Source organism: Phyllobacterium sp. GQ127, from assembly GCF_059758635.1.
Map to the genome: position 1 here is coordinate 58,486 of NZ_JCAXDZ010000006.1, position 13,260 is coordinate 71,745.

Below are 13,260 nucleotides of genomic sequence, written 5' to 3' on the forward strand. Positions count from 1 at the left end.
CGATGAAGAAACTTTTCGTTCTGAATGGTGGTGCTGCGGTCAAGCCCGGCAACAAGGCAGCCTATCTAAAGTTTGAAGATCCGCTTGCGGCCTTCAACAAGGGCGGCATCAACACAGGCGACGTTCTCGTCTATGACGCTACGCTCAAGGCGCTAGCCTATGATGAAATCAGGAACGTGCAGTTTTCCCATGCGGGAAATGAAAAGCTATGGCCTCAGGATGACAGCTATGAAGCCACTGTTGTGCGTGGATCGAACTATCTGACCGAGACCGTTGATCTTGGTCACGTTGTACCTTTGCTGAAGAAGCTCAAAGGTCCGGTCGTTGCTATCGGCGTTGGTGCGCAGGCTGGCAAATACAAGAAGCTCAATGTTCCAAAGGGCACGGTTGAAGCCTGGAAGATCATCGCTGACAAGTGCGAAACAATCGGCGTTCGCGGCTTCTACAGTGCCGAGATATTCAACGATCTTGGTATCAAGAACGTGCGCGTTATTGGCTGCCCCAGTTTTTACCGTTCCTTGCGTCCTTCAATTGCGATCAAGTCGATTGATCCGGAGAAGGCACGTATTGGCCTGACCCTGAACAAATATCTGTCTGCTGATTATGCAAGTAATGCGACGAAGACCAATCGGATGCAGCGGGCTTTGATTGATGCCGTTGCCAAACGCCCATCCAGCAAGCTCTATTCACAGGGTGAGCGGGAAGAGACGCTGGCGATCTTCTCTTCGGGCAAAGAAAAGCAGGATAACGTCAAGGCCATCCTGACCAAATTCGGTTTGCTGGGCCATCCTGAAGCTGAGGAAATGCTCAACAACCGCATGAGCGCGTTCTTCGATATCGACGAGTGGGCAGCAGACGCGGCTGCAAATGTCGATGTCATGGTCGGCTTCCGTCTGCACGGCAATGTTATTGCCCTGCATCAGGGCATACCGGCAATCTTCTTTACCTATGACTCACGCATCCGCGAATTGTCCTCACTCTTTGCTATTCCTTCAATAGAGATCGAGGACTACCTTCCGATCAACCTCGAGAAACTGCTTGAAAAGGCTGATTTCACCAAGGTTCAACATATCTACCGCCAGAACTTTGCCGAGTATCATCGCTTCCTGACGGAGAACAAGCTCAACCACGTACTGCCGAAGCCAGTGGCAGCGCCAGCTGACAAGCCCCAGTCTGTACCTAATCTGGTACAGGTACCGCATAACATTCATGAAGCGGTTTCGTGGTTCCGTAGCGAAATCGATTTCATGACCGGTGAAGTTGAAGTGCTTCGCAACCGTGCATGGAATCTTGAAACCAGCTTGCGCAGTCTTAAGGAAACACCGGCAGCAAAGGTGGCTGCTGAATGAATGAAGGCCGTGCACAACTCAGCCGACGCTCCTTTCTGACCCTTGCAGGGTTTGGTGTTGCATCGGCTGGTTTGCTTGCACGGCCCGCTCTTGCCCGTGCGCTTTGCCCCAATCTGCCGTCTGCTCTGCAGCGCGCCTCCGGGGATTGGCAATTGTCATTCACCGATAATTTTACCGACAATGCGGGTTTTGATCAGCGGTGGGTCAAGGTTACCGATAGCGGCGGCGAAACAAAATCTGTCCGGCGGCCGGAAAATGTCACGATCTCCGGTGCCGGGCTTTCGCTCAATCTGGGGCGAAATCGCGACAACCGGGGCGGTAATCGACCCTTCGTTGGTGGCTATGTGCGGACAAAAGATTTTCGTCAGCGCTATGGCTATTTTGAATGCGAGATGAAAATTGCCAATGAAGCGGGCGTCAATAATGCATTCTGGCTGACCTCAGTGCCGGATAGCGAGGGGGATAAACGTTTCGAACTCGATGTAGTTGAAGCCAAATTCCCCAATCTCGTGCATGTGACAGCTCGCCAATGGCTGCCAGTGAAAAAGGTGCTCTCAAAGAGTTACCGCCCGCGGCTCAAGCTTGCAAACGAGTTTCACCGTTATGGCATGCTGTGGAGTGAAGACAGCTTCAAATTCTATTTCGATGAAAAGAAAATCTTCGAAGCCGTCAATGATTTTGCGCATACGCCAGCGCAGTTACTGTTCAGCAATGCAGTGGCATCTTTCGCAGGGAAAGACGATGGCGATGTCGATGGGGCTGCGACCTCGATTAGAAATATTCGTGTCTTTCAAAATACCGAATGGCAGGAATTGAAAGTCAGGAGATGTTCATGACCGATGATTTTACCTCAACGTCGCGCGCCGACAAAAGCAAGAAATATCTGTTGGGCAAGGATGGTTGGATATTTCTCGATCACGATTCCAATCGCGTTATCGACCAGATTACCGGGCGACATATTCTTGACCAGAAAGGCATCGAAGCTTGGCGTAAATTGATCCTTGAGCGTGACGCCTATGTTTCATCGCTTGGCGCACAACATTTGGTTTTCGTCGCGCCAAACAAGGAGCTCGTCTACTCCGAGCAATTACCGGACTGGGTGGAGATTGCCGATACCAGGCCGCTGCACCAGATCATGACGGCGCTTGGACCGCGCCGTGCATCAAAGATAGTCTATCCGCTTGAAGCAATACGTGCAGGCAAGTCCAAAGGACTTACCTATCCCAAAACAGACACGCATTGGAGCGGTTTTGGGGCCTATATCGGTTATCAGGAGTTCTGTCGGGGACTGTCGCAAAACGGCATTGAACCCCTGCAGATCGAACCATCGCGCATTTCCTTCGAAGAAGTTCCCTATGTTGGCGATCTCGGCATAAAGTTCGAGCCGGCAGTGTCAGCGCCTACTCTGTCTGCCAGAATAGATAACGCGGCCGGGAAGCTGTCTTTTGACAATCGGATTCCAAATCGTGGCCGTATCCGCGTTTTCACCAATAAGGACACGACATTGCCGCGTTGCGTCATGTTTGGGGATTCCTTCGGTGGCAATCTCCTGCCATTTCTGAAGGAGAGTTTCAGTACGCTGGTCTATATTTATGGCAAATCGTTCGACCGGGAACTGATTGAGGCCTACAAGCCCGATGTTGTACTGTCTGAATTTGTCGAGCGTTTTCTGATCGATCCACCGGTCGATACGCCACATTTCAGCTATGCATCCGTGGTCCGCTCGAAAATGAAACTCCTGTCACGGGATGATCTTGCGGAGGCCACCAAACAAACCTTGCAGGTGCCGCTGGAAGTCTTCCCAGTGCGGCCGATCTATGAGGCATTGATTTCGACTCATAGCGGCAAATCGGTCAGCGCCGCACTGATCGAGCAGCTGAAGAAGCACCATCCGGACAATCCGGAAGCTCATCATCTGATTTCGGCGGAATTGTCCCGCTTGGGTGAGCGGTTGGATGATGCCAAAGTCTATGCCGAACGTGCCGTTGCAGCCGAACCCTGGAATGCCCGTGCCCGGCATCAACTGGCTCTTACACTAATGCGGCTTGAGCAGCCGGAAAAAGCCGAAGAGCAGCTTCGAAAAGCAATTGAATTGGATAGCAATGTTGACTGGTGGAACTACCAGCTTGCACAAGTGCTGTTCCGGCAACAGAAACATGCTGAATCTGTAGAGATCATGAGAGACTATCTCTCACGGCGCCCTGATTCTGCAGATGCCTGGCAATTGCTTGGCCGGTGTCATGAGGCACTTGATAATATCGAAGAAGCTGCCGAAGCTTTTGTACGCGCGTCGGATGCCAAGCCTGAATGGACGTGGCCCTTGCTCAAGCTCGCCAATTTGCGCGTTCACACCAAAACCAATCCAGAGCAGGGTCTCGTTGCCACCGACCGATTGCTTGAAACACTTTTTCATGCCCGGCAAAGAGCAGAAATTTATATGCTGCGGTCGCAATTACACGAGGTCAATGGCGATAGGGTCAAAGCCACTGAAGCTGCCATGCGAGGTACCGAGTTAGCGCCTGATTGGGATTGGGCTCTCAAAACTCTTGATCGGCTGAGCACGCAGAAGGTCGCTGCCCGCTCGTCATAATCGTCCATTTTGTCAAAACGCGGATGTGGCGATCCCTTGCCATGCCCGCTCTTATGTTCGCAGGGGCGCGGGCTAAAGAGGTTAAAAGAACCACACTCGCTATGACCGTCAGAAGACTGGTCGCCTCAATATACCGGACGGCGGATAGTCGATACGGTGTTGTGGCCAAGCGCCGGCTGCTTGACGCTGGCCGATGTCTTTGATCACTGGCATTGTTGACGCTAACCGAACCTTACCTTGCATGACATTGCCGCTCAAGGTGAAGCCACGCCCGAGCGCACTCCAAAGAACTGGCAAATCAAGTAGCCTCATCGTCGAACACCTGTTCGATCGAAAAAAATCGTTGACCTGGTCTCGGTTAGCGATTTAGGCGTCTGGCGTAATCAGCGTCACAGTTGGAAAATAAGTTCGGTATCGACCGATATCGCGGGTTAAAAGAGTAAATCCACTGACAGCGGCTTGAGCGCCGATGAAGAAGTCTGGAAGAACACCGGTTCGCGAGCCACCAGATTTGCGATACCGTGTAAATATCTTTCCAGCCAGATACAGGGCTGATCGGGGTATTGGCTGAATGTCGAGGCCCGCCGCATCCACGAATGCGTCAAGTTCCTCAATTCTTTTATAACGCACTGCTAGCTCGGCATAGACAACATCATTAATTAAGAGCGGGCCGCGAAACGAAGCGGTTTCCAGTTGTGCAATCGACCAATCCGCCCAATTCGGATCGTCTGTAACAAGGTCCAGCAGCACGTTTGTATCGATAAGCGTCATCATTCTCCGCGTGTGAGAGCCATGATCGCGTCCGTATTCAATCCCTCACCGGCATGACCGCGCAGATTGTTAAACCGGCTCTTCGGTTGATGTCGGTCAGCGCGAGTAATCACAACGCTTCCGTCGCTCGCCCTATGAAATTCGACTTTGCTGCCAGGTACGATTCCAAGGAAATCACGCACGGGCTTGGGGATGGTGACTTGGCCCTTTGTCGTCACGGTCGTTGTCATTTCTGCCTCGGTAATGATTGTTTTGCAAAAGGTATTACCTTTATGGCATGGTTTCAAGCATTCTCTTGGCTCCTTGGCGCGCACTGACGTCATCGGCTCAAGCCTTACGTGTCAGGAACGGATCAGCGAATCTGCTTTCCGAGCCCCGGTGCCATCGATGACCCATGCCGTGTTCATTTCAAGATGCAGCCAGGCGAGGGAAAGCTCGAAGATATTTTGTTTTCCGACCCGGCTGATCTTTAGGCGCTGGTCCCACGTTTGGACGGCATTGCAGTTCATTCTTTACTGCACGTGGCCCCAAGTCTGGCACCCCAGGCGATGGCCCACTCGTCGAGCGGCATGATAAGGCGGACCAACGCTTTCCCATCTTCTGTCAAATCATACCCGCCAGTATGATGGACTACGATGGCAGCGGCTCGCAATTCCTTGAGGCGTGTATTTAGGAGGCTGGGATTCGTTTCGGCGACAGCCTGAAGCTCCCGAAACGTTAGGGCTTGTTCTGCATGAGCAAGCTCCCATAACACGCGCAAACTCATGCGCCGCCCCAGTAGGTCGAGCAATGCCATAGTTGGTTGACCGGTTTTCGAGCCGCGCACGGGTTGTCCAGGCTGAGGAAATTTCATGCTATACTTTTCATAGTGACCCATGTACTCATTTGCTAAGAAAATAATAGCAGAAGGATATCCGAAATGATACCTCGCATCGGCCCGGCCAAAATGACCACACGGAAAGACGCGGTGGATCAGGCAGCTGGTTTTCCTTCATCGCTCGCGGCTGATGATACCTTGCGGAAACCCGGGCATAGAATCAAAGCCCGTGCGGTGCGTATGCCGTCCGATAGTGTATTGGCGCCGTTTTATGTGGGCGCAGACCTTATTGATGCTTACGCGATTCAGTTACCTATACAGGCTGACGACAATATCGAAGTGCTGGCTCGTGCTGGGTTCGAGCGGCAGGCGTGGTGGATTCGCGCGTTGACGCGGGTACGCGACGTGGTGATGGCGACAGTCGGCGTCAAAACGTCTCGTGCGGTTGGTGTTGCCGCAGCGGCGCAAGGCCCGGTGATCGGCTTCTTTCCACTGCTATCAAAAAGTGCGGAGGAGCTGGTGATGGGTGCGGATGACCGGCATCTCGACTTCCGGCTCGCGATCCTGTTGCGGGCAGCAGGTGCAGCGGGCGACCGGGAACTCGTCGTGGTGACCGTGGTGCATTGTCATAACTGGCTGGGACGGACCTACTTGGCGGTAATAGCGCCGTTTCACCGCGTGATCGCGCCGGCGAGTCTGGAACAGGCGGCAAGGTCGATAACAGGGTAGTTTGGATCCCAGGAATGCGGAGAATGGGCCGCCGCCCGATGACGGAGGGCTGACTTGTGGTTAATGTTTTGCTTGAACCGAAGAGGCCGCATTTTCTTTTTGTCCTGAGTTTATTATTACCGTATCGCGCTGCTTCAGGGACGGTAAATGTCGCCCGCGGGTTTCAAATTGACCTTGCCGTCCGGCACCGCAGCTGCCAATGATATTGTCGAACCCAGCATCCGTGCCCGCCCGCATCAGGCGCGCATACTGATGCGGCAACTGCTTCATCGTCCGTGCTTCTGTCGCCAGGCAGCAAAATCGGCCTTGGGTTTTTCGCTAGTGGCCGGGTAAAGCCCGATGATCGTCGCACCGTTCATAACTTGTTCTGTGACAAAATCTTCATAGGCCGTCATCTCGACCGTTTCGGTGGCAATCTCGTCGGCGAGATGGGCGGGAATAACGATGACACCTTCATTGTCCCCAACAACTACATCTCCCGGAAATACCGCAACATCGCCACAGCCGATTGGGACGTTGATATCGCAGGCCTGGTGGTGGGTAAGGTTGGTTGGAGCCGAAGGACGTTTGTGGTAGGCGTGAATGGCTAAATTGGTAATCTCAGGACTGTCGCGGAAGCCTCCGTCAGTGACGATACCTGCCACACCCCTCACCTGCAGCCTTGATATCAATATGGAGCCGGCCGAAGCAGCCCTCGCATCCTTGCGGCTGTCCATCACCAGGACAGCTCCCTCCGGACATTGTTCTACCGCGGCGCGCTGCGGATGATCGGGGTCCTTGAAGACCTCGATCGTGTTAAGGTCTTCGCGGGCTGGGATGTAACGCAACGTAAAGGCTTGCCCAACCATGTTGGCCCCCTTGGCGGACAGCGGTCGCACATCTTGGATGAACTGGTTGCGGAGCCCACGTTTGAACAGAGCCGTGGCAATCGTTGGTGTAGCCACGCCCATCAGCTTTTTGCGCGTTCCTTTACTTAGATCATAGTTGGTCATTTATTGTCCTCGGATGTCAGTAGATATCTGGTTCAGGAGCGGATGGTCCAAACCGTGTTTCGAGAAAGTCAAAATCCGCGCCCGTGTCGGCTTGGCCCACATGTTTGGCGAACATCCATCCGTAGCCCCGACCAGCCTTGTCTGCCGGTTTCTTCCATTCGGAGCGACGGCGTTCAATTTCACCGTCGTCCACCAGCATGTCGATCCTGCGCTCCTTCAGGTCGAGCCGCACTATGTCCCCCGTTTTCAGAAGCGCCAACGGACCGCCGACATGCGATTCTGGCGAGACGTGCAGAACGCAGGCTCCATAGCTGGTGCCGCTCATGCGCGCATCGGACAGACGCAGCATGTCGCGATATCCCCTCTTGAGCAGGACCTTCGGCATCGGCAACATGCCCCATTCGGGCATGCCCGGGCCGCCTTGGGGCCCGGCCCCGCGCAGCACCAGAACATGATCGGGCGTGACGTCAAGATTTTCGTCGTCGATCGCTGCTTTCATTTCAGGGTAGCTGTCGAAAACCAATGCCGGGCCCTGATGCTGATGCAGCCTTGGATCGCATGCCGCTGGTTTAATGACCGCGCCAGTAGGAGCGAGGTTGCCCTTAACGACCGCAAGCGAACCTTCCTTATAGACAGGATTGTCGAGCGACCGGATGACGTCGTCATTGAAACATTTGGCTCCCTCCAGCGTCTCTCCGAGCGTTTGGCCGGAGATAGTAATCACCGAAAGATCGAGCTTTGATGAAAGTTTTGCCATGAGCGCACGCAATCCGCCGGCATAGTAGAAATCTTCCATCAGGTAGGTTTCGCCCGTTGGTCTTATGTTTGCGAGAACCGGAGTCGTGCGGCCCGCTTGATCAAGATCGTCCATTGTCAGGTTGACCCCCGCCCGGCGCGCCATTGCAACGAGGTGGACGATGGCATTGGTCGAGCATCCGGTGGCCATAGCGACAGAAACGGCATTGCGTACGGATGCATCGGTCAAGATCTTGCCTGGTACGAGGTCCTCCCAGACCATGTCGATGATCCGGCGCCCCACGGCAGATGCCATCCGGATATGATTGGAGTCGGCAGCGGGAATCGAACTCGCGCCCGGCAACGTCAGGCCCAGGGCTTCCGCGATCGCCGTCATAGTGCTTGCCGTGCCCATGGTCATGCAATGTCCGTAAGACCGCGCAATACCCGCCTCGACCTCTACCCATTCGTCGGTCGACAGATTACCTGCCCGCCGGTCATCCCAGAATTTCCAGGCATCCGAACCGGAACCCAAGGCTTTGCCACGATAATTGCCGCGCAGCATGGGGCCTGCCGGCAGATAGATCATAGGCAGGCCGGCGCTCACGGCGCCCATCACCAAGCCGGGTGTGGTCTTGTCACATCCACCCATCAATACAGCACCATCGACCGGGTGGGAGCGCAGCAGTTCCTCGACTTCCATCGCCAGCATATTGCGATAGAGCATCGTCGTCGGCTTGACATAGCTCTCCGACAGAGAAAGCGCTGGCAACTCGAGGGGAAACCCACCCGCCTGGAGCACTCCGCGCTTCACATCTTCGACGCGGTGTTTGAAGTGTGCATGACAGGGATTGGCATCCGACCAGGTATTCAGAATGGCAATGACAGGCTTTCCTGTCCATTCTTCCGGTGCGTATCCCATCTGCATTGTTCTGGAGCGATGACCGGAACTGCGCAGGTCGTCCGGAGCGAACCAGCGGGCGCTTCTCAATGTTTCTGGAGTTTTTTTCATAGCCATTGCTCAATTGGAAAATGCGACGGAAAAGGAAGCCTCAACTGCTCATTCCTTCATGCCCCATTTCTGAATGGTGTGGCGTTCGATCGTCTGGAACACCAGGTTTTCAACAATAAGGCCGATGATGATCACGGTGAGAAGGCCGGCAAAGACTGCGGGGATGTCCAGAAGGTTGCGGTTCTCAAAGATGAACCAGCCAAGCCCGCCCTGCCCCGAAGAAACACCGAAGACAAGTTCGGCGGCAATCAGCGTTCGCCAGGCGAACGCCCAGCCGATTTTCAGGCCGGTCAGGATCGAGGGGAAGGCAGCGGGAACCAGAATCCGCATCACATAGGACAAACCTGTCAATCCATAATTGCCTCCGACCATGCGCAGCGTTCGAGATACGCCAAGAAAGCCCGCATGGGTGTTGAGCGCGACCGCCCAAAGCACCGAATGGATTAGCACGAAGACAAGGCTAGAGGCGCCGAGCCCAAACCAGATCAAAGCAAGTGGCAGCAATGAGATGGCAGGTAGCGGATTGAACATCGCCGTCATTGTTTCCAGAAAATCGGTGCCGATCCGTGTGTTAATGGCAAGGATTGTCAAAATGGCTGCAAGCACAGTGCCTGCCACATAGCCTGTTATCAGTACCTGAAGTGTCGTCCAGATGCGCGACGGCAATGTACCGTCGACAAAACGATCATAAAGCGTGACCAGCGTGTCGCTCAGCGTCGGGAAGAGCAGTGGATTGTCGAGATAGCTTGCATAGACCTGCCAAATGACGGCAAGGACGATTATCAGCACCGTCTTACGCACAGCGCTGATGCCCAGGATCAATTCGAGGGAACCGAGCCTCTGCTCGACCTCGGCTACATTGGCGTGCCGCCCGTTTGTCGTGACATCGGCTGCAAGAATGATCTGCGGATTTTTCATTATCGTCACTCCCTGTGGCCCGCCTCGGAAAAGAGCAGATTGTGGATATCGCGTTCGAGCGCGGCGGCGCTGCCATCGTCCTGACGGGCGCGATCAACGTCGATCACTTCAGCCTTCACGCGCCCTGGATGAGGCGACAACAGCAAAATGCGGTTGGAGACCTTGATGGCTTCGGCAATGGAATGTGTAACGAAAATCACCGTAAACCTGGTGTCTTCCCAAAGCTGCAGCAGTTCGTCCTGCATCTGACGCCGGGTCAAAGCGTCGAGCGCTGCAAATGGCTCGTCCATCAGCAAAATGTCGGGCTGCATGGCCATGCCGCGGGCGATCGCCACGCGTTGCTTCATGCCACCCGAAAGCGTGTGTGGATAACTGTCAATGGCGCGTGTGAGCTTTACCTTGTCGATATATTCCTTTGCCCGAGCCTCCGCCTCCCTGTGCGGCAGTTTGCGCGCCACGATTAGCGGAAACATGACGTTTTCCAGTACCGTCTTCCAAGGCAAAAGCTGGTCGAACTCCTGAAATACCATCATACGATCGGCCCCGGGCTTTTTGACCTGCCGTCCGTTGATATGAATTGATCCACTCACCGGGGCCATGTATCCGCCGACGGCTTTCAACAGCGTGGACTTGCCGCATCCGGACGGTCCAAGAAGAACAAAACGATCGGATCGTTCGACTGAAAAACTAACGTCTTCCGTCGCGGTTATCAGTAGATTCGGGGTCTTGTAGCGAAGCGTCACCTTGTCCACGGTGAGAAGAGACCTGCCCTCACTTGCCGCCTTGACATCGGGAAAACCTGCTGTTGGATCTGTTTTTTGTTGTATGGCCTGTAGCATATGGGCCTCCATAAGATAGTCAGAAGACCCGGCATCTCTGCCAGGTCGTTGGCTCGTTGCCGACAGTCAGTTGCCTTTCAGTTCGGCGGATTCTGGTAGATAATAGTCTGTCCATGCCGCAGGCATCGTCTTGAGCGTTCCGATCTTGTGCAGATGGGTGGCAAACTTCATTGTTCCCTGAGGATCGGTGCGAAACTCCATCATGTCCGGCTGTTCGAGGATCTTGACCAGTATATTAAGATCGGTTTTGTCACCGGAAACCTGCTTGTAGGCACTCAATGCGTCGCGCGGGTTCTTCTTGATCATGTCGATTGCCTCGACCGTGGCTTCGCGCACGGCCCTGATGATGACAGGATTTGCGTCGGCAAAAGTCGTGGTCGTGAAAAACGTCGCTTGTGTTAACGGACCGCCAATGATGTCCTTGGAATTGACCACGATGTGGTTGCCGGCGTCGATCTCCAGATACTGGAAAGGCGGTGCGGAGAAGTGACTTGCCACCTCGTGGCTCTTGTTGGCCAGCGCCGCCATCGCATCGGGATGCCCGAGCTGCACGGTGTTGACATCGAAATGCTTCAGATCGCTGTCTCCAAACATCTGACCCGCTGCCATTTGCAACAGGATCGCCTGCGTCGAAACGCCAACCGTTGGCACAGCAATCTTGTCGCTCGGACCGATGTCCTTCAGTGATTTGATTTTGGGGTCACGCGACACCATGATGACCGGCTGCGCCGAACTGGTGATGATCCCTTTTACTTTGCCACGTGTTCTGTCCCACAGCAGAAGCAGGTTGCCCGTCCCGGTATTGACGATGTCGACATTCCCGGAAAGAAGCGCATCAGTTTGTGCGCCGCCACCGCTGAACGTGCGCCAATTGACGGTAACATCTTTGAGGCCATCCTCCGCCGCATGCTTCTCAATGAGCTTTTGTGTCTCCATGACGTGGCTGGCCAAGTAAAGGATGCCTGGCTGGCGGGTGATGGAGATATCGGTCTTGTCCTGAGCATAGCCAGACGAGCTTAGACCCAGAATGATAGCAAGTGCGGCAACACTGCCCTGAAACAATCGCATATTTTCCTCCCGATAATTCTCTTTATGGTTCGCGAACGGCGATGACCCTCCGACATCGCTGGTTTTTATTAAAGCACTAATGCATCAGTGCATCAACTAAATAATTGTGGTAGTGCAATTGAGACAGACAACGAGAGAGCAGCAATCATGAGTGGTAGGGTTAATAATAGCGTTCTGGACCGCACACGGCAGGTCGCCCATCAGATTCACGAAATATTGAGGGACCGCATTCTCTCTGTTGAACTTGTGCCGGGAACAATTCTTTCCAGGGCATCGCTTCAGATGGAGTTTGGCGTCAGCCAGACCCCGGTCCGGGACGCTCTGATGCGCCTTGAGGAGGAGGCCCTCGTTGAAGTCTATCCACAATATGCCACGGTCGTGGCAAGGATCGATATTGATCACGCAAGGCAGGCACAATTCCTCCGGCTCTCGATTGAACTTGAAGCGGTTCGCCGTCTGACAGCCGAGTGTCCGGCCGAGACCGCAGCAGACCTTGAGGAATTGCTGGCAAGGCAGCGGCAAGTTGCCTCTCCGCAGACATATGATCTCTTCGACGCGCTGGACAAGGATTTTCATCGGAAAATCTATGAGCGCTCAAACATCCTCAACCTCTGGTCGACCGTGCGTCGCCAGAGCGTCCATCTTGACAGGTTGCGCCGCTTGAATCTGCCGATGCCCGGCAAGATGCAAACTGTTCTTGAGGATCACCAAGAGATCATCAATGCGATACGATCGGAACGCGCACATACCGCTGAAATCGCCCTGCGCAAACACTTGTCTGGGACACTGTCCATCATTGATCTTATAAGCGAACAATTTCCAGAGTATGTTCGCAAGTGAGGTCGCAAAGCGAGGCGAGCAGGGTGGTCCGGTCTCCGACGTGTTCAAGGCAGGATTGGTCCTGGAGTTGATCCGGCCACCAACCAGGCTGGTCTTGTCTCCAACCGTAACATCAAAACCTTCAGCATCAGTATGAATTCTTGATTGCTTGCCAACAGGGGGCTGCGTCGCCATTGGTTTTCTGCAACGCCCCCGCTGAACCAAGTCGCCAGGGCTTGTGATCCGTAACGCCGCCCGGTTCAGAACCATGAACTGCGGTGAACATGTGATCCAGGTCAAGGGTGTCCAGAACCCTTCAAGCAAACGACGCGTTTTGATGTAGCCGGAAACAGTCTCATCCTCGTATCACGAAGAGAGTTTAGCGTTGCAGGAATCCGGGCATGAAGCGTGCTCATGAGGAGCCCGTGAGTACTGTAGTCGCTCGATATGCGTCCACAGGAGGGCCAATTATCGATTGAATATCCATAACCTCGGGTGGCTGATTCCCTGGTGCGCGTAGGGTAACACGGCAGCTCGATAAATACCGGGTAAGATTTGATCGACGTGCCGTCCATGTCCAGGAGAACGGAAAGATTAGAATTCGGGTTCCGGATTGTTTCC

At 54.2% G+C, this 13,260-nt stretch carries 15 protein-coding genes; 5 read left to right on the forward strand and 10 right to left on the reverse strand.

The features are described from left to right. Window positions 1-2: 2 nt before the first annotated feature. From AC6CHM_RS19615 to AC6CHM_RS19625, 3 genes are read left to right on the forward strand one after another with little or no spacing between them, the layout of a single operon-like run. Window positions 3-1,349, forward strand: a complete 1,347-nt coding sequence (locus tag AC6CHM_RS19615) for a polysaccharide pyruvyl transferase family protein (RefSeq protein ID WP_115054035.1) — start codon at window positions 3-5, stop codon at window positions 1,347-1,349. Next, entirely contained in the window at window positions 1,346-2,185 is an 840-nt protein-coding gene (locus AC6CHM_RS19620) for a glycoside hydrolase family 16 protein (protein ID WP_498174250.1), read from the forward strand. The genes AC6CHM_RS19615 and AC6CHM_RS19620 overlap by 4 nt, the downstream gene beginning before the upstream one ends. Beyond that, window positions 2,182-3,939, forward strand: a complete 1,758-nt coding sequence (locus tag AC6CHM_RS19625; protein ID WP_336442237.1) for a tetratricopeptide repeat protein — start codon at window positions 2,182-2,184, stop codon at window positions 3,937-3,939. The genes AC6CHM_RS19620 and AC6CHM_RS19625 overlap by 4 nt, the downstream gene beginning before the upstream one ends. A gap of 366 nt (window positions 3,940-4,305) precedes the next feature. Here AC6CHM_RS19625 and AC6CHM_RS19630 read toward each other — a convergent pair whose 3' ends face one another. The 4 genes from AC6CHM_RS19630 to AC6CHM_RS19645 form a co-directional block, all read right to left on the reverse strand. Next, a complete protein-coding gene (locus tag AC6CHM_RS19630) occupies window positions 4,306-4,710 on the reverse strand; it encodes a type II toxin-antitoxin system VapC family toxin (protein ID WP_336442283.1) in 405 nt (134 codons plus the stop codon). Continuing rightward, complete coding sequence (locus AC6CHM_RS19635; RefSeq protein ID WP_307277706.1) at window positions 4,710-4,940, reverse strand: AbrB/MazE/SpoVT family DNA-binding domain-containing protein; 231 nt, start codon at window positions 4,938-4,940, stop codon at window positions 4,710-4,712. The genes AC6CHM_RS19630 and AC6CHM_RS19635 overlap by 1 nt, the downstream gene beginning before the upstream one ends. A gap of 111 nt (window positions 4,941-5,051) precedes the next feature. Then, a complete protein-coding gene (locus AC6CHM_RS19640) occupies window positions 5,052-5,219 on the reverse strand; it encodes a hypothetical protein (RefSeq protein ID WP_498174253.1) in 168 nt (55 codons plus the stop codon). Next, entirely contained in the window at window positions 5,216-5,587 is a 372-nt protein-coding gene (locus tag AC6CHM_RS19645; protein WP_498174255.1) for a winged helix-turn-helix transcriptional regulator, read from the reverse strand. The genes AC6CHM_RS19640 and AC6CHM_RS19645 overlap by 4 nt, the downstream gene beginning before the upstream one ends. A gap of 42 nt (window positions 5,588-5,629) precedes the next feature. On the opposite strand from AC6CHM_RS19645, the gene AC6CHM_RS19650 reads away from it, so the two are divergent. Beyond that, window positions 5,630-6,256, forward strand: a complete 627-nt coding sequence (locus AC6CHM_RS19650; RefSeq protein WP_307277713.1) for a DUF2867 domain-containing protein — start codon at window positions 5,630-5,632, stop codon at window positions 6,254-6,256. A gap of 60 nt (window positions 6,257-6,316) precedes the next feature. Here the strand turns inward: AC6CHM_RS19650 and AC6CHM_RS19655 are convergent, their stop codons facing one another. The 6 genes from AC6CHM_RS19655 to AC6CHM_RS19680 form a co-directional block, all read right to left on the reverse strand. Continuing rightward, window positions 6,317-6,526, reverse strand: a complete 210-nt coding sequence (locus AC6CHM_RS19655) for a hypothetical protein (RefSeq protein WP_498174258.1) — start codon at window positions 6,524-6,526, stop codon at window positions 6,317-6,319. Continuing rightward, a complete protein-coding gene (locus AC6CHM_RS19660; protein WP_498174260.1) occupies window positions 6,523-7,248 on the reverse strand; it encodes a ribonuclease activity regulator RraA in 726 nt (241 codons plus the stop codon). Before AC6CHM_RS19660 ends, AC6CHM_RS19655 begins: the two co-directional genes overlap by 4 nt. A 16-nt stretch (window positions 7,249-7,264) precedes the next feature. Further along, entirely contained in the window at window positions 7,265-9,001 is a 1,737-nt protein-coding gene (gene araD, locus AC6CHM_RS19665; protein WP_336442240.1) for an L-arabinonate dehydratase, read from the reverse strand. A 42-nt stretch (window positions 9,002-9,043) separates the two neighbouring features. Then, on the reverse strand, window positions 9,044-9,913 hold the full coding sequence (locus AC6CHM_RS19670; RefSeq protein ID WP_337352813.1) for an ABC transporter permease: 870 nt from the start codon (window positions 9,911-9,913) through the stop codon (window positions 9,044-9,046). A gap of 5 nt (window positions 9,914-9,918) precedes the next feature. After that, window positions 9,919-10,752 carry an ABC transporter ATP-binding protein gene (locus AC6CHM_RS19675; protein ID WP_336442242.1) on the reverse strand — a complete coding sequence of 278 codons (834 nt, stop codon included), beginning with the start codon at window positions 10,750-10,752 and terminating at the stop codon, window positions 9,919-9,921. Between the two features lie 66 nt (window positions 10,753-10,818). Beyond that, complete coding sequence (locus AC6CHM_RS19680; RefSeq protein ID WP_336442243.1) at window positions 10,819-11,820, reverse strand: ABC transporter substrate-binding protein; 1,002 nt, start codon at window positions 11,818-11,820, stop codon at window positions 10,819-10,821. Between the two features lie 147 nt (window positions 11,821-11,967). Between AC6CHM_RS19680 and AC6CHM_RS19685 the strand changes: the two genes are divergently transcribed. After that, window positions 11,968-12,660: a GntR family transcriptional regulator gene (locus tag AC6CHM_RS19685; RefSeq protein WP_336442244.1), complete on the forward strand. Its 693-nt coding sequence runs from the start codon at window positions 11,968-11,970 to the stop codon at window positions 12,658-12,660. Window positions 12,661-13,260 lie beyond the last annotated feature (600 nt).